Source organism: Pseudomonas sp. zfem005, from assembly GCF_032621735.1.
In the GTDB taxonomy this organism is placed as follows: domain Bacteria; phylum Pseudomonadota; class Gammaproteobacteria; order Pseudomonadales; family Pseudomonadaceae; genus Metapseudomonas; species Metapseudomonas solani.
Map to the genome: position 1 here is coordinate 364,348 of NZ_JAVYJE010000005.1, position 16,742 is coordinate 381,089.

Annotated in this window: 16 protein-coding genes; 7 read left to right on the forward strand and 9 right to left on the reverse strand. The window is 69.0% G+C overall.

Annotation, left to right across the window (positions count from 1 at the left end):
* The first annotated feature begins 283 nt into the window (after positions 1–283).
* Positions 284–1,501 carry an MFS transporter gene (locus RTW82_RS13895; protein WP_316925429.1) on the forward strand — a complete coding sequence of 406 codons (1,218 nt, stop codon included), beginning with the start codon at positions 284–286 and terminating at the stop codon, positions 1,499–1,501.
* Here RTW82_RS13895 and RTW82_RS13900 read toward each other — a convergent pair whose 3' ends face one another.
* From RTW82_RS13900 to RTW82_RS13910, 3 genes are read right to left on the reverse strand one after another with little or no spacing between them, the layout of a single operon-like run.
* Positions 1,502–3,709 carry a xanthine dehydrogenase family protein molybdopterin-binding subunit gene (locus RTW82_RS13900; RefSeq protein ID WP_316925430.1) on the reverse strand — a complete coding sequence of 736 codons (2,208 nt, stop codon included), beginning with the start codon at positions 3,707–3,709 and terminating at the stop codon, positions 1,502–1,504. It abuts the gene before it with no gap.
* Positions 3,706–4,695, reverse strand: coding sequence for a xanthine dehydrogenase family protein subunit M (locus RTW82_RS13905; protein WP_316925431.1), 990 nt, complete (start codon positions 4,693–4,695; stop codon positions 3,706–3,708). Before RTW82_RS13905 ends, RTW82_RS13900 begins: the two co-directional genes overlap by 4 nt.
* On the reverse strand, positions 4,692–5,222 hold the full coding sequence (locus RTW82_RS13910; protein ID WP_316925432.1) for a (2Fe-2S)-binding protein: 531 nt from the start codon (positions 5,220–5,222) through the stop codon (positions 4,692–4,694). Before RTW82_RS13910 ends, RTW82_RS13905 begins: the two co-directional genes overlap by 4 nt.
* A 292-nt stretch (positions 5,223–5,514) precedes the next feature.
* On the opposite strand from RTW82_RS13910, the gene RTW82_RS13915 reads away from it, so the two are divergent.
* Positions 5,515–6,807, forward strand: coding sequence for an NCS2 family permease (locus RTW82_RS13915; RefSeq protein ID WP_263403943.1), 1,293 nt, complete (start codon positions 5,515–5,517; stop codon positions 6,805–6,807).
* On the forward strand, positions 6,807–7,901 hold the full coding sequence (trmA, locus tag RTW82_RS13920; RefSeq protein ID WP_021218819.1) for a tRNA (uridine(54)-C5)-methyltransferase TrmA: 1,095 nt from the start codon (positions 6,807–6,809) through the stop codon (positions 7,899–7,901). The genes RTW82_RS13915 and trmA overlap by 1 nt, the downstream gene beginning before the upstream one ends.
* 302 nt (positions 7,902–8,203) lie before the next feature.
* On the opposite strand, the gene ilvA is transcribed toward trmA, so the two are convergent.
* From ilvA to RTW82_RS13940, 4 genes are all read right to left on the reverse strand, one after another.
* On the reverse strand, positions 8,204–9,730 hold the full coding sequence (gene ilvA / locus RTW82_RS13925) for a threonine ammonia-lyase, biosynthetic (protein ID WP_316925433.1): 1,527 nt from the start codon (positions 9,728–9,730) through the stop codon (positions 8,204–8,206).
* The gene (locus RTW82_RS13930; protein ID WP_316925434.1) at positions 9,727–10,143 is read right to left on the reverse strand and encodes a YybH family protein; all 417 of its coding nucleotides are present in this window, start codon (positions 10,141–10,143) and stop codon (positions 9,727–9,729) included. Before RTW82_RS13930 ends, ilvA begins: the two co-directional genes overlap by 4 nt.
* A gap of 195 nt (positions 10,144–10,338) precedes the next feature.
* Positions 10,339–11,160 (reverse strand): HDOD domain-containing protein, encoded by an 822-nt coding sequence (locus RTW82_RS13935; RefSeq protein WP_021218822.1) that lies wholly within the window; start codon positions 11,158–11,160, stop codon positions 10,339–10,341.
* A 94-nt stretch (positions 11,161–11,254) separates the two neighbouring features.
* Positions 11,255–11,776 carry a DUF4345 domain-containing protein gene (locus tag RTW82_RS13940; RefSeq protein ID WP_021218823.1) on the reverse strand — a complete coding sequence of 174 codons (522 nt, stop codon included), beginning with the start codon at positions 11,774–11,776 and terminating at the stop codon, positions 11,255–11,257.
* A gap of 140 nt (positions 11,777–11,916) precedes the next feature.
* On the opposite strand from RTW82_RS13940, the gene RTW82_RS13945 reads away from it, so the two are divergent.
* From RTW82_RS13945 to RTW82_RS13960, 4 genes are all read left to right on the forward strand, one after another.
* A complete protein-coding gene (locus RTW82_RS13945) occupies positions 11,917–12,426 on the forward strand; it encodes a DUF4136 domain-containing protein (protein ID WP_271660006.1) in 510 nt (169 codons plus the stop codon).
* Between the two features lie 274 nt (positions 12,427–12,700).
* Complete coding sequence (locus RTW82_RS13950; RefSeq protein ID WP_316925435.1) at positions 12,701–13,138, forward strand: DUF411 domain-containing protein; 438 nt, start codon at positions 12,701–12,703, stop codon at positions 13,136–13,138.
* Positions 13,139–13,202: 64 nt separating this feature from the next.
* Entirely contained in the window at positions 13,203–14,057 is an 855-nt protein-coding gene (locus tag RTW82_RS13955) for a PhzF family phenazine biosynthesis protein (RefSeq protein ID WP_316925436.1), read from the forward strand.
* Between the two features lie 68 nt (positions 14,058–14,125).
* Entirely contained in the window at positions 14,126–14,998 is an 873-nt protein-coding gene (locus RTW82_RS13960; RefSeq protein WP_184492080.1) for a neutral zinc metallopeptidase, read from the forward strand.
* A 125-nt stretch (positions 14,999–15,123) separates the two neighbouring features.
* Here RTW82_RS13960 and RTW82_RS13965 read toward each other — a convergent pair whose 3' ends face one another.
* A complete protein-coding gene (locus tag RTW82_RS13965; protein WP_271660003.1) occupies positions 15,124–15,714 on the reverse strand; it encodes an HAD family hydrolase in 591 nt (196 codons plus the stop codon).
* Between the two features lie 51 nt (positions 15,715–15,765).
* Entirely contained in the window at positions 15,766–16,737 is a 972-nt protein-coding gene (locus tag RTW82_RS13970) for a spore coat U domain-containing protein (RefSeq protein ID WP_316925437.1), read from the reverse strand.
* Positions 16,738–16,742 lie beyond the last annotated feature (5 nt).

Sequence of the window (16,742 nt, forward strand, 5' to 3'; positions counted from 1 at the left end):
CGATCCTTGGGGCGCGATCTGTGCCGGCCCCTGTTTCCTGTGCGTAGTAATCCGTCGGCCCCGAGGCTCGGGGTCGATGAGAATGGTCGAGAGGGTTTCTGACTCGAAGGTCAGATTCTAATGGAACCGAATCGGCAGACAAGAAAAAATTGGCCGCTCGGTCAGAATAAATTCCTGGCACGAAGGTGCACGCCTCGGGTGCCGGGGCGTCGCGCCGATTTTCGGCGCCGGGGCAAGGTGCTAATCTGCGCATCCGATAGCCTCCTAAGCATTTTCCCGACCTATGTCCCAGGCCCTCTTGCTGCGTCACCACCGCCCGTTCATGGCGTTCTGGTTCGCTCGCGTGTGCACCGCCAGCGGCTTCCAGATGCTCACCGTGGCCATCGGCTGGCACATCTACGAACTCACCGGCAACGTGCTTGACCTGGGCCTGGTGGGCCTGGCGGAATTCCTCCCGCGCGTGCTGTTCATGCTCCATACCGGGCACGTGGCCGACCGCTACGACCGCCGCCACGTGGCCGCGCTGTGCCAGACGGTCCAGGGGCTGATCGCCGTCGCGCTGGTACTGGGCAGCGCCACCGACACCATCAGCCGCGAGATGATCTTCCTCCTCGCCTTCGCCCTCGGCGCGGCACGCTCCTTCGAAATGCCGGCGACCCAGGCGTTGCTGCCCAACATCGTCCCGACGGAGCTGTTCCCGCGCGCCGTGGCCGCGGCCGCCTCGGCGATGCAGGCGGCGACCATCGTCGCGCCGGCGGTCGGCGGCCTGCTCTACGCCTTCGGCAGCCTCTGGGTGTATGGCCCCGTGGCGGTGCTCTACGGCATCGCCTGCTGCCTGATGCTGAGCCTGTCCAGCCGCCAGCAGGTGCTGCGCAAGGAGCGCGCCTCCCTGGACTCGCTGCTGGCCGGCATCCGCTTCATCCGCAGCCGCCGCGACATCCTCGGCGCCATCTCCCTCGATCTGTTCGCCGTGCTCCTCGGCGGCGCCACCGCGCTGCTGCCGGTGTTCGCCAAGGACATCCTGCTCACCGGGCCCTGGGGCCTCGGCCTGCTGCGCTCGGCACCGGCGGTGGGCGCGCTGGCCATGTCGTTCTGGCTGGCACGCTTCCCCATCGAACGCCAGGTGGGGCGCATCATGTTCACCGCCGTGGGCGTGTTTGGCGTGGCCACCATCGCCTTCGGCCTGTCCACCTCGTTCTGGTTCTCCCTTGCGGTGCTGGCGGTGCTGGGCGCGGCAGACATGATCAGTATGGTCATCCGTGGCGCTTTCGTGCAGTTGCACACGCCGGACGAGATGCGCGGTAGGGTCAGCGCCGTCAACGGCCTGTTCATCGGCGCCTCCAACCAGCTCGGCGAGTTCGAGTCCGGCGTCACCGCCGCCTGGTTCGGCACCGTGCCGGCGGTGGTGATGGGCGGGGTCGGCACCCTGCTCATCACCGGCCTGTGGATAAAGCTCTTCCCCACCCTGGCCAACCGCGACCGCCTGCACGGCGGCGATTGATCAGAGCAGCTTGTCGGGGGTGATCGGCAGGTCGCGGATGCGCTTGCCGGTGGCGTGCCAGATGGCGTTGGCCACCGCCGCCGCGACCCCGACTATGCCGATCTCGCCGACGCCCTTGGAGGCCAGGGCGTTGACCACCTCGTCCTCTTCCTCGACGAAGATCACCTCGATATCGCCGATGTCCGCGTGCACCGGGATGTGGTACTCGGCCAGGTTGTGGTTCATGTGCCGGCCCAGCGCATGGTCGGTCTGGGTCTCCTCCTGCAGGGCCATGCCGATGCCCCAGACCACGCCGCCGAGAATCTGGCTGCGCGCCATCTTCGGGTTGACCACGCGACCGGCGGCGATGGCGCTGACCACCCGGCTGACCCGCACCACGCCCAGCGCCTCGTCCACCCGCACCTCGACGAAGACCGCCGAGTGGCTGGCCGTGGAATAGGCGTCGCGCTTGTCGTCCGGCTTGGCGTCCACCCGGGCTTCCAGGGCCGCGCCGCCAGCGGCACGGACGATCTCGCCATAGCCCAGCGCCAGCTCCGGCGCGCCGATGACCCGCAGCTCGCCGTCGACGAACTCCACCTGCTCCCGCGTCAGCCCCTCGAAGGGCGAGTCCTCCAGCTCCACGGCGGTCTTCAGCAGCCGGTCCTGCAGCGCCACACAGGCCTGCTGCACCGCGCTGCCCACCGAGGAGACGGTGAAGGAACCGCCCTGCAGCGGCGCCTTCGGCAGGTGCGAGTCGCCCAGGCTGAAGGTCACCCGCGCCATGTCCAGCCCCAGGCTGGCGGCGGCGATCTGGGTCATCACCGTGTAGGTGCCGGTGCCGATATCGGTGGTGGCGCTGCTCAGGTGCAGGTGGCCGTCGCCATCGATCACCGCGCGGGCGCTGGCCGGGCTCTGCATGGCCTCCCACACGCCGGTGGCCATGCCCCAGCCGAGCAGCTCGTGGCCCTCGCGCATGCTGCGCGGCTGCGGGTCACGCGCCGCCCAGCCGAAGCGCTCGGCACCCTGGGCGTAGCACTCGCGCAGGGCCTTGCTGGAGAAGGGCTTGCCTTCGTTCTGGTTGCGTTCGGCGTAGTTGGTCAGGCGCAGCTGCAGCGGGTCGATGGCCACGGCGGCGGCCATCTCGTCCATGGCGCACTCCAGGGCGAAGACCCCGAGGGTGGCGCCGGGGGCGCGCATGTCCAGCGGCGTGTAGACGTCCAGCGGCGCCAGGCGGTAGCCCAGTTCGACGTTGTCGCACTGGTAGAGCATCCCGGACCACTCCACCACGTGCTCGGTGAAGTCCTCGAAGCGCGAGGTCTGCCCCACCGCTTCGTGGCGCAGGGCGCGCAGCTCGCCATTGGCGGCGGCGCCCAGGCTCAGGCGCTGCAGGGTGCGCGGGCGATAGCCGAAGCTGAACATCTGCTGCCGGGTCAGGGTCACCCGTACCGAGCGCTGCAGCTTGAGCGCCGCCATCACCGCCAGTACCAGCTGGTACTGCGGGCGCAGGGCCGAGCCGAAAGCGCCGCCGACGAAGGGCGCCATCACCCGCACCTGGCCCGGCTCCAGGCCGAATACCCGCTCGATGTACTGCTGGCTGTTCTGCGTGCCCTGGGTCTTGTCGTAGACCAGCAGCGCGCCGTCAGGCTGCATGACCACCGTGGCGGCGTGGGGCTCCATGGGGTTGTGCTGCTCGATGGGCGAGCTGTAGCTCACGTCGATGCGCAGGGCCGCGCCGGCGAGGGCGCCGGCGCAATCGCCCCGGGGCTCGGGCAGCGACGCCGGGGCCAGGTGAGCGTCGTCGAGGGCGGCCAGCAGGTCGGTCTGGTGCGGCTCGGCCTGGTAGTCCACCGTCACCAGGCGCGCGGCGTGGCGCGCCTGCTCCAGGGTCTCGGCCACCACCAGTGCCACCGGCTGGCTGCTATAGAGGATGCGGTCGTTGTACAGCGGGCGGAACGGCGAGCCGTCGGCGGCGTCGGCGTCCTCGTAGGGTTCGTCATAACTGGCGATGGGCGGGCGGTTGGCGTGGGTCAGCACCAGTTGCACGCCGGGCACCGCCTCGGCCGCGCGGCTGTCGATGGCGAGGATGCGTCCGCGCGGAATGCTCGCGTTGACCACCCAGCCATGCAACAGGCCGGGCACGGCGAAGTCGGCAGCGTAGCGGGCGCGGCCGGTGACCTTGTCACGGCCGTCCACCCGGTCATGGGCCTTGCCCAGTGGCGATGCACTCATGCCCGGAGCCCTCCCTTGGCGGCGTCGGCCAGGGCGCGGACCACCGCGCGGCGGGCCAGCTCCACCTTGAAGGTGTTGCGCCCCAGGCCCTCGGCCCCCTGCAGCAGCAGGTCGGCGGCGACACGGAAGGCCGCCGGTGTGCAGGGGCGCCCCACCAGTGCCGCCTCGGCGTCCGGCAGGCGCCAGGGTTTGTGCGCCACACCGCCCAGGGCGATGCGCGCCTCGGCCACGGTGCCCTGCTCCACGCGCAGCGCCGCCGCCACCGAAACCAGGGCGAAGGCGTAGGAAGCGCGGTCGCGGATCTTCAGATAGGCGCTGTGGCGGGCGAAGGGCGAAGGCGGCAGCTCGACCTCGGTGATCAGCTCGTCCGCCGCCAACAGGTTGTCGCGCTGCGGTTCGTCGCCGGGCAGGCGGTGGAAGTCGGCGAAGACGATCACCCGGGTGCCGCCGGGGCCGGCGACGTGCACCTTGGCCTCCAGCGCCGCCAGGGCCACGCACATGTCGGAAGGGTGGGTGGCCACGCAGTGTTCGCTGGCGCCGAGTATCGCGTGATTGCGGTTGAGCCCCGCGCGCGCCGGGCAGCCGCTGCCGGGCTCGCGCTTGTTGCAGGGCGTGGCCACGTCATAGAAGTACTGGCAGCGGGTACGCTGCAGCAGGTTGCCGCCGACCGTGGCCATGTTGCGCAACTGCGGCGAAGCGCCGGCCAGCAGCGCCTCGGCCAGCAACGGGAAATGGCTCTGCACGCGCGGGTGCCAGGCCAGGTCGGCGTTGCTCACCAGGGCGCCGATGCGCAGCCCGCCGTCCTCGCCGACCAGCACGCCGTGCAGCGGCAGCGCGGTGATGTCGATCAGCCGTTCGGGGCGCTCGACGTTCTCCTTCATCAGGTCCACCAGGTTGGTGCCACCGGCGATGAAGCGCGCGTGGGGGCCGGCCAGCTTCAGGGCCTGGTCCAGTTCCTCGGGGCGTTCGTAGCTGAAGGGCGTCATGCGGCGTTCCCCTTGGCAGCGCCCCGGCAGGCGGGCAGCGCCTCCTCGATGGCGTCGAGGATGTTGGCGTAGGCGCCGCAGCGGCACAGGTTGCCGCTCATCTGCTCGCGGATGCCGTCGCGGTCGTGGGCGTGGTTCTCGCTGGCCAGGGCCACCGCCGAGCACAGCTGCCCCGGCGTGCAGTAGCCGCACTGGAAGGCGTCGTGGCGAATGAACGCGGCCTGCATCGGGTGCAGCTCGCCGCCCCGCTCCAGGCCTTCCACCGTGGTGATCTCGGCGCCGTCCTGCATCACCGCCAGGGCCAGGCAGGCGTTGATCCGCACGCCATTGCGCAGCACGGTGCAAGCGCCGCACTGGCCGTGGTCGCAGCCCTTCTTGGTGCCCACCAGGTCGAGCCGCTCGCGCAGCAGGTCGAGCAGGGTGGTCCAGGGCTCCACCTGCAGCCGATGGGATTCGCCGTTGATGACCAGTTGGATCGGATGGCCGACGGCGGTTTGGCCACGGCGCAGGCTGGATAGGGAACTCATGTTGACCTCAGGCTCGTCTCGTCCGGCCCCGAAGGGCGGTGCGCGGGTGTGGATACCCGCATCTTTCTGGTGGACTGGCCGGTCTTCGCCGAGGTTCAGGGTTTCTGCCCGGGCGGGCCGCACGACGAAACCCGAGCTGCCCGTCTGGTCATAAATTCACCGCCCCCAGGGGAGCTGGTATGATGCGCGCCTTTTTTGCCGGGCTGGCAGAAACGGCGCCCAACCGCAGGCGCTGTGCTTGACTGCTATCCAGTCCGGGCCAACAGACGCGAAGACGTCACGGGGAGCGAAAATGCTGGAAAAACTGTTCCAACTCAAAGCGCACGACACCAACGTACGCACCGAGGTCCTGGCGGGCCTGACCACCTTCCTGACGATGGCCTACATCCTCTTCGTCAACCCCGCCATCCTCGGTGAAACCGGCATGGACAAGGGCGCGGTGTTCGTCGCCACCTGCCTGGCCGCCGCCATCGGCTCCACCGTCATGGGCCTGATCGCCAACTACCCCATCGCCCTCGCCCCCGGCATGGGCCTGAACGCCTTCTTCACCTACACCGTGGTGCTGCACATGGGCCACACCTGGCAGGTGGCCCTGGGCGCGGTGTTCATCTCGGCGTGCATGTTCTTCGTGCTGTCGATCTTCCGCATCCGCGAATGGATCATCAACAGCATCCCGCTGGAGCTGCGCTCGGCCATCGCTGCCGGCATCGGCCTGTTCCTCGCGCTGATCGCCCTGCAGAAGGCCGGCATCGTCGCCGCCCACCCGGTGACCATGCTCACCCTGGGCGACCTGACCAAGCCCGAGCCGATCCTCGCCGTGCTCGGCTTCTTCCTGATCATCGCCCTGGAAGCCCGCAAGGTGACCGGCGCCGTGCTGATCGGCATCCTCGCCGTCACCCTCGCCGGCATCGGCCTGGGCGTGTCCAAGTTCGGTGGCATCGTCTCCATGCCGCCGTCCCTGGCGCCCACCTTCCTGCAACTGGACATCAAGGGCGCACTGGAAATCGGCCTGGTCAGCGTGATCTTCGCCTTCCTCTTCGTCGACCTGTTCGACAACTCCGGCACCCTCATCGCCGTGGCCAAGAAGGCCGGCCTGATGCGCGCCGACGGCCACATGCCGAAGATGGGCCGCGCCCTGATCGCCGACTCCACCGCCGCCATGGGCGGGTCGCTGCTGGGCACCTCGACCACCACCAGCTACATCGAATCCGCAGCCGGCGTCAGCGCCGGTGGCCGTACCGGCCTCACCGCCGTCGTGGTCGCCGTGCTGTTCCTCCTGGCCCTGTTCCTCTCGCCCCTGGCCGGCAGCGTGCCCGCCTTCGCCACCGCGCCGGCGCTGTTCTTCGTCGCCGTGCTGATGGCCTCGGGCCTGGCCGAGATCGAATGGAGCGACCTGACCACCGCCGCCCCGGTGCTGATCACCGCCCTGGCCATGCCCTTCACCTACTCCATCGCCGACGGCATCGCCTTCGGCTTCATCGCCTGGGCCGCCATCAAGACCCTGGCCGGCCGCTACAGCGAGCTGAGCCCGGCGCTGGTGATCCTCGCCGTGCTGTTCGTGATCAAGATGGGGTTCTTCCACTGATGAGCCGCCCGCAGTTTGATCCCACAGGCTACGCCGCGCAGCTCGCCGACAAGGCCGAGCGCCTGAAGGCACTGCTGGCGCCCTTCGACGCACCGCAACCGGACGTCTTCGATTCGCCCCGCGAGCACTACCGCCTGCGCGCCGAGTTCCGCCTGTGGCGCGAGACCGGCAGTGAGACCCGTCACTACGCCATGTTCGAAGCCGGGGACAAGTTCACCCCCGTGCTGATCGAGGACTTCCCCATCGCCAGCCGCCGCATCAACGAGCTGATGCCGCGCCTGAAAGCCGGCTGGCAGGCGAGCCAGGTGCTGTCGTTCAAGCTGTTCCAGGTGGAGTTCCTCACCACCCTATCCGGCGACGCGCTGATCACCCTCTGCTACCACCGCCCCCTGGACGATGCCTGGAAGGCCGAGGCCGAGAAGCTCGCCGCCGACCTGGGCGTGAGCCTGGTGGGCCGCTCCAAGGGCAAGCGCATCGTCATCGGTCGCGACTACGTGGAAGAAGAGCTGACCGTCGCCGGCCGCGCCTTCCGCTACCGCCAGCCCGAAGGCGCCTTCACCCAGCCCAACGGCGAGGTGTGCCAGAAGATGCTGGCCTGGGCCTTCGAAGCCATGGGCGAGCGCGAGGACGACCTGCTGGAGCTGTACTGCGGCAACGGCAACTTCACCCTGCCCCTGGCCACCCGCGCGCGCAAGGCGCTGGCCACCGAGATCAGCAAGACCTCGGTCAACGCCGCCCTGGCCAACCTCGCCGACAACGGCGTGGACAACGTCACCCTGGTGCGTCTCTCCGCCGAGGAGCTGACCGAAGCCCTCAACGAAGTGCGCCCCTTCCGCCGCCTCGCCGGCATCGACCTCAAGGCCTACGAGTTCGGCACCGTGTTCGTCGACCCGCCCCGCGCCGGCATGGACCCGGACACCTGCGAGCTGACCCGCCGCTTCGAGCGCATCCTCTACATCTCCTGCAACCCGGAGACCCTGGCCGCCAACATCGCCCAGCTGCACGACACCCACCGCATCGAGCGCTGCGCCCTGTTCGACCAATTCCCCTACACCCACCATATGGAATCGGGTGTGTTGCTGGTCCGTCGCTGATTCCCGCCGGGGTCACCGCCTGGTGCCCCGATCGCGAATGAATTCGCTCCCACAAAAAACGTGCACCGCGCGGGCATGACCGCTGTGTAGGGTGGAGGTCGCTTTTTACCTCCACCAATGCGGTGTCACACGTGAGCACGATGGTTGAGCGACATGTAGGTCGGGTGAAACCCGGCGCGCGCCGCCCTCTCAATCGCGAATGAATTCGCTCCCACCAAGCCGGCGGCGCTGCGCGCCGCTTGGCGACTGAAGTCGCCCCTACAGGACGCCGCGCCAGGCCCGTCCATCCGCTAGCTCCCCCCTCACCCCACGAACAGGCGGTAGGCCGGGTTGTCGCTTTCGTCCCACCAGGGGTAGCCGATGGCGTCCAGCGCGGCGGGCAGCAGGTGCAGCTCGTCGTCGGGAACCTGCAGGCCGGCCAGTACGCGGCCGTCGGCGGCGCCGTGGTTGCGGTAGTGGAACAGGCTGATGTTCCAGCGCCCGCCCAGCTGGTTGAGGAAATTCAGCAGCGCGCCGGGCCGCTCGGGGAATTCGAAGCGCAGCAGGCGCTCGTGCAGGGCGCCGTCGGCGCGGCCGCCGACCATGTGACGGATGTGCAGCTTGGCCAGCTCGTTGTCGGTCAGGTCCAGCACTGGGAAGCCCTGGGCCTGCAGGCCGCTCACCAGCGCGTCGCGCGGGTCGTTCTCCGGGTGGGTCTGCACGCCGACGAAGATGTGCGCCTCGGCCTCGCTGTGGAAGCGGTAGTTGAACTCGGTGATCTGCCGCCGTCCCAAAGCCTCGCAGAAGGCGCGGAAGCTGCCCGGGCGCTCGGGAATGGTCACGGCGATGATCGCCTCACGCTGCTCGCCCAGCTCGGCGCGCTCGGCCACGTGGCGCAGGCGGTCGAAGTTGACGTTGGCGCCCGAGTCGATGGCCACCAGGGTGCGGCCCTCGCAGCGCTCGCGGGCCACGTACTTCTTGATCCCGGCCACGGCCAGGGCAGCGGCCGGCTCGGTGATGGAGCGGGTGTCGTCGTAGATGTCCTTGATCGCCGCGCAGATTTCGTCGGCGCTGACGGTGAGCACCTCGTCCACATACTGGCGGCAGACCTCGAAGTTGTGCGCGCCGATCTGCGCCACGGCCACGCCGTCGGCGAACAGCCCCACCTGCTCCAGCACCACCCGCTCGCCGGCGGCCATGGCCGCCTGCAGGCAGTTGGAATCCTCCGGCTCGACGCCGATGACCTTCACCTCGGGGCGCAGGTATTTCACGTAGGCGGCGATGCCGGCGATCAGCGAACCGCCGCCCACCGGCACGAAGATGGCGTCCAGCTCGCCCGGCTGCTGGCGCAGGATCTCCATGGCCACGGTGCCCTGGCCGGCGATCACGTCGGGGTCGTCGTAGGGCGGCACGAAGGTCAGGCCCTGCTCCTCGGCCAGGCGCAACGCATGGGCCAGGGCCTCGGGGAAGGCGTCGCCGTGGAGCACCGCCTTGCCGCCCCGGGCCAGCACGCCCTGGACCTTGAGCTCCGGCGTGGTGCGCGGCATGACGATGGTCGCCTCGATGCCCAGCTGGCGCGCCGCCAGGGCCAGGCCCTGGGCGTGGTTGCCGGCGGACGCGGCGATCACCCCGCGCGCACGTTGCTCGGCGCTGAGCTGGGACACGCGGTTGTAGGCGCCGCGGATCTTGAAGGAGAACACCGGCTGCAGGTCCTCGCGCTTGAGCAGCACGGCGTTGCCGAGGCGCTGGGACAGGCGCGGTGCCGGTTGCAGGGGCGTCTGGATGGCGACGTCGTACACCGGCGCGCGGAGGATCTTCTGCACATAGCCCTTGAGCAGCGAGTCGGTCATGCCACGGCCTCCCCGGTGACGGCATCGAGCAGGTCGGTGCCATAGGAGTTGTCCACGGCGCAGCGCCAGCTGTCGTCGGCCTGGCGGCGGAACACGTAGGTGGCCTTGCGTTCGAGGAAGGACAGGAAGCCATCGCTGGAGCGCCACTGGATGCGCGCACGGCCCATCACCAGGGCGGTGTCGCCGGTCTCCATCACCTGCAGGTCGCGCTGGCTGACCCAGAGGCTGTGCTGGAAATGCGCGGCGATGGCATCGAAGGCGCGGCGGATGCCGTCGCGGCCCTGGACGTTGAGGCCCGGGCGCACCACCAGCACGGCGTCGTCGGTGTAGAAATCCATCAGCGCATCGAAGCGCCCGGCATTGATCAGCTGGTCCGCCCGTTGCACGGCCTGGACGAGGGGGGAAGGTTGCATGGCGTCTCCTGCGGTTCGCTTGGGGCCCAGGAGACAGAAAGAAGAAACCCGCCTCGAGGGCGGGTTTCTGTGTAGGTACTGGTCAACCCGCCAAGTATGTAATGGCGGTAATAATCTGTTGGCGCAGCATCAGGGAGGTCGATTTCATGGGTCTGGAAATTATTCCTGCCGCTGCGCCAAGTCAAGCGGCGGTTTTCAGGTGAGCAGTTCGGCGAAGGCCTTGTCCGCCTCCAGCACCGCCGGCAACGCCGCGAACAGCGCGTCTAGGTCCACGCCTTCCACCAGCGGGCCTTCCAGGGATTGCCGCGCCTCCTCGGTGGCGCCGCCATGGGCCTGCAGCGCCTCGCTGACCAGCACCGCCTGGGCCAGGATGCGCGGCAGCAAGGCATCGGCCGGCGCCTGCATCGGCCGCGCCTGGTAGGCGATGGCCTGCTGGATCACCGCCGGCAGCTGCCAGCGCCGCGCCAGCTCCGCGCCCACTTCCGGGTAGCCGAACCCCAGTTGCAGCGTTTCGCTGGCGGCACGCCCGGTGGCCCCGCCCTTGCCGCTGTTGAGCTTCTCGGCGAACTCGGGGGCGCCGGTCTGGATCAGCAGTTCGCCGATGTCATGCATCATCCCGCAGGTGAACGCCGTGTCCGGGTCCACACCCTTCTGCTTGGCCAGCAGGCGGCTGATGCTCGCCACCTGGAAGCTGTGCAGCCAGAAGCCCTTGAGGTCGAAATTCGGCGAGGCCTTGAAGGCGCCGGTCACGGCCGAAGCCATCACCAGGGTGCGCAAGGTGTTGAAGCCCAGGCGCATGGCCGCATCCTCGATGCTGGTGGACTCCCGCGCCCCGCGAAAGCGCGCGGAGTTGGCCAGGCGCAGCACCTTGGCGGCGATCACCGGGTCGAGGGCGATATTGCGCGCCACGCCATCCAGGCTGGAGGTCGGGCTATCGAATTGCTGGATCAGGTCCTGCGCCACCTTGGGAATGCTGGGCAAGGTGTGCAGGTTGGAAAATAGGGCTTCTATATCCATGGGACCGCCTCCGTCATCGGCTTGAAAACCAAAGGATAGGCAAGTTTCCCAAGCCTGCCCGGCAGGCCGTCGCCCCGTGTGCGACGGCTCTGTATCAGGGCCTTTCCGGCGGCAGCGGTGCCGCTTCGTCGATGCGTTCCACCAACCCTTCGCGGATGCCGCCCCGGCGCAGCGGCTCGCTGACCTCGTCGTCCAGGTCGCCGATCAGCGCGGTGTCCGCCACCGGTTCCTGGTAGCGCGCCAGCTGCACCAGGGCTACGCCGGCCAGCAGCGCAGTGGCCACCTTGTAGGCCAGGGAGCTGATGTCGAAGTTCTGCAGGGTGCCGTCGTCCAGCCATAGGGAACCGATGCGCGCCAGGGCCAGGGCGGACTGCACCAGCAACAGCATCATCAGCGCCGCGCGCATCAGCTCGCGGCCGCGCAGGGCCCAGAGCAGGAACAGCGCCAGGCCGATCTGCAGGCCGCCGTAGTAGACGCGCACGTTGCTTACCGAGGTGGTTTCCATCAGCAGCATGCCGCTGAGGTTGGCCATCTCGTAGGGGCGGAACCAGTAGGCCAGGCCGAAACCCGCGAACACCAGGATCTGGACCACCAGAATCAGCCGGGCAAGTAGCATCGCCTTTCTCCTCCCGATCGGCAGCGATCTGCAAAAGACCCACCGCAGCGGGTTTCGTTCGCCCAACCCATCGCAAGGTCGGGGCCGCCGGGCCAGGGCCACGGCTAGGCTCTAGCCAGGACCATTCCAAGGAGTCACCCATGCTGCCGCCCCGCCTCAGCCTGCCGCTGCTCGCCATGCTGCTGGGCGCCTGCGCCGCGCCCCCCGACGACGGCGTCACCGTCGCCCCGGCCGCGCGCACCAGCCACTACATGACCTTCAGCATCCAGCCGGTGCGTGCCCCGGGGCACCGCCAGGACCTGGAAGAACGCTTCGACAACGCCCTGCACAAGGCCCTGGAAGCCAAGGGCTACCGCTACCAGGAGCACGGCAGCGACCTGACCATCATCTACGCCCTGGGCCTGGCGCCGGAGCCAGGCGTGACCATGCGACCGGTGGTCACCCCCGGCGGCGCCCTCTACAACCAGACCGAGCTGACCCAGGACGAACGCGCCCGCCTCGCCCTGCGCATCCTCGACGGCTTCGACGAGCGGGTGCTGTTCGAAGCGCAGATCAGCCGCCAGTTGCACGACCCCAAGCTCACCCAGCAAGGCTTCGACCAGGCCGTGGCCGAGCTGTTGAAGGACTTCCCCGCACGGCCGGCGCCTTGAGGCCGCCCAGCCAACATGCGGACAGGGTCGGTACGGGTGGAGGTCGCTTTTTACCTCCACCAGGCGGGGTCGGGAGCGGCACGCCGTTTTCCCTGGCGCGCCCCATTGATGGGTTTCGCTCCGCTCTACCCATCCTACGAGGGCAACGCACGCGTCCCCGGAAACCGGGAAAACTGACCCATATCAACCGGCGTACATCCCGTAACAGCCGCGGCGCGCAGCGCAGCGGCGACAGGCATAAGCTGTCGCCCATTCCACTTCAAGGAGCTACTCCATGCGCCGCGCCCTTCTCGCTTCCCTGCTCTTCGGTCCCCTCTTCGCCCAGGCAGCGGAGACCGTTTCCATGGACGTCTACCGCGACCCCAACTGCGGCTGCTGCAAGGCCTGGATCAGCCACCTGCGGGACAACGGCATCCAGGTCAACGACCACGTCGAGCGCGACATGGCCTCGGTCAAGACCCGCCTCGGCGTGCCCCACGGCCTGGGCTCGTGCCACACCGGCGTGGTCGACGGCAAGTTCGTCGAAGGCCATGTGCCGGCCAGCGACGTGCTCAAGCTGCGCGAGCGCAAGGACCTGATCGGCGCCGCCGTGCCGGGCATGCCCATGGGCTCGCCAGGCATGGAGATGGACGGCATGCAGGACGCCTACCAGGTGATCGGCGTATCGGCGCAAGGTCAGCAGAGCGTGCTGGCCGAGTATCCGGCACACTAGCGCTCCCCTACCCCACACAGCGCGGCCGCCCCTGGGCGGCCGCGCGCGTTTCCGAGGAACAACAATGGATTACTGGCAAGTCGATGTATTCGCCGAACGCGTGCTGGCCGGCAACGGCCTGGCGGTGTTCCCCGACGCCCGGGGCCTGTCGCCCGCCGCCATGCAGGCGCTGACCCAGGAACTGCGCCAGTTCGAGTCGATCTTCCTCGAGCCGGGTGCCCAGCCCGGCGAGTTCGCCGCGCGGGTATTCACCGTGGAAGAGGAGCTGCCCTTCGCCGGCCACCCGATCCTCGGCGCCGCCGCCCTGCTGCACCACCTGCACGCCCCGGGCGAGCACGCCGAATGGGCCCTGCAACTGCGCGACAAACGCGTCACCCTGGCCACCCGCCGCCAGGGCCAGGGCTTCTATGCCGAGATGGACCAGGGCGTCGCCGAGTTCGGCGCCGAGCTGGACGCCAGTGCCGCCCAGGCCTTCGCCGCTGCGTTCGGCAGCGAATGGGACAGCCGCCACCCGCCGCAGGTGGTCAGCACCGGCCTGCCCTACCTGCTGCTGCCGGTGACCGGCGCCGGGCTGGCCAATGCCCGCCAGCAACGCCCGCTGGATGACGACCTGGCGGCCATAGGCGCGGCCTTCGTCTTCCTCATCGACGTCGACGCCCGCGAAGGCCGCACCTGGGACCCCCTCGGCGTGGTCGAAGACATCGCCACCGGCAGTGCCGCCGGCCCGGTCGCCGCCTGGCTGGTACAGCGGGGCCTGGAGCGCCGCGAGCAGGGCTTCGCCCTCAACCAGGGGCGTTTCCTCGGCCGCCCCAGCCGGCTGGATGTACAGGTCACCGGTGAGGGCCGCGTGCAGGTCGGCGGCGCCGTGCAACTGCTGGCCCAAGCGCGCCTGCTGCCGGAGCCGGGCCGCCTCGGCTGACGACCGGGCTGGCGCACCCCGCCGCCAGCTACGACACTCAATGCCTCGACAAGATCAAGGATCGGCACATGCGCTGGCAACGGGCGAGACGCAGCGACAACGTGGTGGATGCGCGCGGCAGCGGCAGTGGCGGCATGCGCCTCGGCGGCGGCAAGAGCATCGGGCTGGGCGGCATCGCCCTGGTGGTGGTGGTCGGCCTGCTCATGGGTGAAGACCCGCTGACCATCCTCGGCCAGCTCGCCGGCCAGGCCAGCCTCTCCACCGCGCCTCCTCATAGCGGCGCGCCACCGGGGGACGACCAGGAAGCGGAGTTCGTGCGCGCCGTGCTCGGTGATACCGAAGACACCTGGCAGGCCATCTTCCAGCAGGGCGGCCGCCAGTATCAGGACCCGAAACTGGTGCTGTTCAACGGCGGCGTGCAATCGGCCTGCGGCTTCGCCTCCTCGGCGGTCGGCCCCTTCTACTGCCCCGGCGATCGCCAGGTGTACCTGGACCTGGACTTCTTCCGCGAAATGGCCCAGCGCTTCTCCGCCGCCGGCGACTTCGCCCAGGCCTATGTCATCGCCCACGAGGTGGGCCACCACGTACAGACGCTGCTCGGCGTCTCCGCCAAGGTCAATGCCGCGCGCCAACGGGGCCAGAAGATGGAGGGCGCCAGCGGCCTGCTGGTGCGCCAGGAACTCCAGGCCGACTGCCTCGCCGGCGTCTGGGCCTTCCACGCGCAGAAACGCCTGGACTGGCTGGAGCCGGGTGACCTGGAAGAAGCCCTCAACGCCGCCAACGCCATCGGCGACGACCGCCTGCAGAAACAGGCACGCGGCCAGGTGGTGCCCGACTCCTTCACCCACGGCACCTCGGCCCAGCGGGTGCGCTGGTTCAAGACCGGCTTCGAGCGCGGCGACATCAACCGTTGCGACACCTTCACCGCACGGGACCTGTAGCCACCCGCCCCGTGCGGGGCCTTTGATGGGTTTCGCACGGCTCTACCCATCCTACGGGGGAGTGCCTTGTAGGATGGGTAGAGCGAAGCGAAACCCATGCGGTTGCGGTCTTGGCACGCACCCGATTACCGCGCCAACAGCAACAGCTGCGCGCAATCCTCGGCGTACCAGTCGGTGAGCTCCGGCCAGGGGTTTTCCGGCAGGTTGACCAGCACCGTGGCGCTGCCGGCGGCGCGGCCGCAGTCGAGGTCGAAGCGGTAGTCGCCCACCATCACCATCTCGTCCGGCGCCACGGCCCAGCGCTCGGCCAGGTGCAGCAAGCCACCCGGGTGCGGCTTGGGCGGCGCCTCGTCGCGGCCGAGGATGTCGGCCGGGGCGAAGCAATCGTCCACGCCGATGGCCTGCAGCGTCAGCAGCGCCAGCTCGCGGGCGTTGCGGGTGAGGATGCCCAGGCGCACGCCGCATGCGTGCAGGTGGCGCACCAGCTCCACGGCACCGGCCGCCGGGCGTGCATTCAGCGCCAGCTCGCGCTCGTGCTCCAGCAGCCAGGCGTGCTTGGCACGGGCCTCTTCCGCCGGCAGCGCGGCGAGGTGATGGAGGATGTCATCCTCCGGGGGAATCGCCAGCTCGCGGCGGATCGCGGCGAAATCGTGAACGGCAATCGTCAGGGTGCCATCCATGTCGAACACCCAATGGCGGAACTGCGCCAGGCCCATGTCTCTACTCCGGACGGTTCGGGGAACAGCGCGCCAGGGTACACCGTCCCGTCAGTAGTTGATGATCAGGGTCACGTTGTCGATGTAGGTACCCACCGGCACGTTGGCCTGCGTGGGGTCGACGGTCACCTGGAAGTTCACCGTCTGCAGCAATCCCGTGCCTTTCTGCGACAGGTTCTGCGTGGTGGTCCACACCGTCGTCGTATTGGGGAAGTAGATGTTGTAACTCAGGCGGTTGGCGCCGCTGGCCATGCGCCGCCAGGGTGCCTGGTAGTTCTGGCCGTTGTCGAAGCTGACCAGGTAACCCTCGTCGCTGGTGCAGGTCAGGGTGATGGCGCGGGTCACCGAGGCGAACTGGCTGACCAGCGCCTGGCTGCCGAGGTCGACGTTCTGGTAGCTGTTCAGCGCACAGGCCTTGGTCACTACGATGGTCACGGTGCTGGTGGCGGTCACCCCGGTGCCCCAGTTGGTGGGCGCGCCGCAGAGGCCGAGCGGGCAGTTCTGGGTGACGCCGGGGCTGCGCTGCCAGGAGCAGGAGTTGAGCACGCCGGATTCGCAGATGGCGTAGCGCCAGGTGAACACCACATTGGTGGTGTAGGTGCCGGCGGGAATATTGGCCGCCTGGGCCTGGAAGTACAGGTTGATGCCGGTGCTGGCATTGGTCAGCAGCGCCAGCACCGCCAGGCTGCTCAGCTGCACCGTGGAGCCGGGGGTGATCTCGGCGCCGCCGTTGGTGACGAACACCTTCAGCGGAATGCTGTTGCCGTTGCCATCGCTGAGCACCGGCGCAGTGGACTGCAGCGTCACCTGTACATAGTTGGCCGCCAGCAGGGACAGGAAGGTCGCGCAGGTCAGCCCTGCGCCCCCCAGGTTGCCCTGGGCCGAGGCGTTCATGGTGAAGGAGCTGACGCTGCCCAGGCTCACCGCCGGGTTCACCGTGGTGCAGGCCGCCCACGCCCGCCCCGCACCCAGCCAGAGCAGCGCCAGTAGCAGCAGGGGGAGGATATTGCGCTTCGCATCCATGACTC

What these genes read in the sequence shown, in the direction of transcription:
- RTW82_RS13895 (WP_316925429.1), top strand. Translation starts at nt 284, where the DNA reads ATGTCCCAGGCCCTCTTGCTGCGTCACCACCGCCCGTTCATGGCGTTC.
- RTW82_RS13900 (WP_316925430.1), bottom strand. Translation starts at nt 3,709, where the DNA reads ATGAGTGCATCGCCACTGGGCAAGGCCCATGACCGGGTGGACGGCCGT.
- RTW82_RS13905 (WP_316925431.1), bottom strand. Translation starts at nt 4,695, where the DNA reads ATGACGCCCTTCAGCTACGAACGCCCCGAGGAACTGGACCAGGCCCTG.
- RTW82_RS13910 (WP_316925432.1), bottom strand. Translation starts at nt 5,222, where the DNA reads ATGAGTTCCCTATCCAGCCTGCGCCGTGGCCAAACCGCCGTCGGCCAT.
- RTW82_RS13915 (WP_263403943.1), top strand. Translation starts at nt 5,515, where the DNA reads ATGCTGGAAAAACTGTTCCAACTCAAAGCGCACGACACCAACGTACGC.
- trmA (WP_021218819.1), top strand. Translation starts at nt 6,807, where the DNA reads ATGAGCCGCCCGCAGTTTGATCCCACAGGCTACGCCGCGCAGCTCGCC.
- ilvA (WP_316925433.1), bottom strand. Translation starts at nt 9,730, where the DNA reads ATGACCGACTCGCTGCTCAAGGGCTATGTGCAGAAGATCCTCCGCGCG.
- RTW82_RS13930 (WP_316925434.1), bottom strand. Translation starts at nt 10,143, where the DNA reads ATGCAACCTTCCCCCCTCGTCCAGGCCGTGCAACGGGCGGACCAGCTG.
- RTW82_RS13935 (WP_021218822.1), bottom strand. Translation starts at nt 11,160, where the DNA reads ATGGATATAGAAGCCCTATTTTCCAACCTGCACACCTTGCCCAGCATT.
- RTW82_RS13940 (WP_021218823.1), bottom strand. Translation starts at nt 11,776, where the DNA reads ATGCTACTTGCCCGGCTGATTCTGGTGGTCCAGATCCTGGTGTTCGCG.
- RTW82_RS13945 (WP_271660006.1), top strand. Translation starts at nt 11,917, where the DNA reads ATGCTGCCGCCCCGCCTCAGCCTGCCGCTGCTCGCCATGCTGCTGGGC.
- RTW82_RS13950 (WP_316925435.1), top strand. Translation starts at nt 12,701, where the DNA reads ATGCGCCGCGCCCTTCTCGCTTCCCTGCTCTTCGGTCCCCTCTTCGCC.
- RTW82_RS13955 (WP_316925436.1), top strand. Translation starts at nt 13,203, where the DNA reads ATGGATTACTGGCAAGTCGATGTATTCGCCGAACGCGTGCTGGCCGGC.
- RTW82_RS13960 (WP_184492080.1), top strand. Translation starts at nt 14,126, where the DNA reads ATGCGCTGGCAACGGGCGAGACGCAGCGACAACGTGGTGGATGCGCGC.
- RTW82_RS13965 (WP_271660003.1), bottom strand. Translation starts at nt 15,714, where the DNA reads ATGGGCCTGGCGCAGTTCCGCCATTGGGTGTTCGACATGGATGGCACC.
- RTW82_RS13970 (WP_316925437.1), bottom strand. Translation starts at nt 16,737, where the DNA reads ATGGATGCGAAGCGCAATATCCTCCCCCTGCTGCTACTGGCGCTGCTC.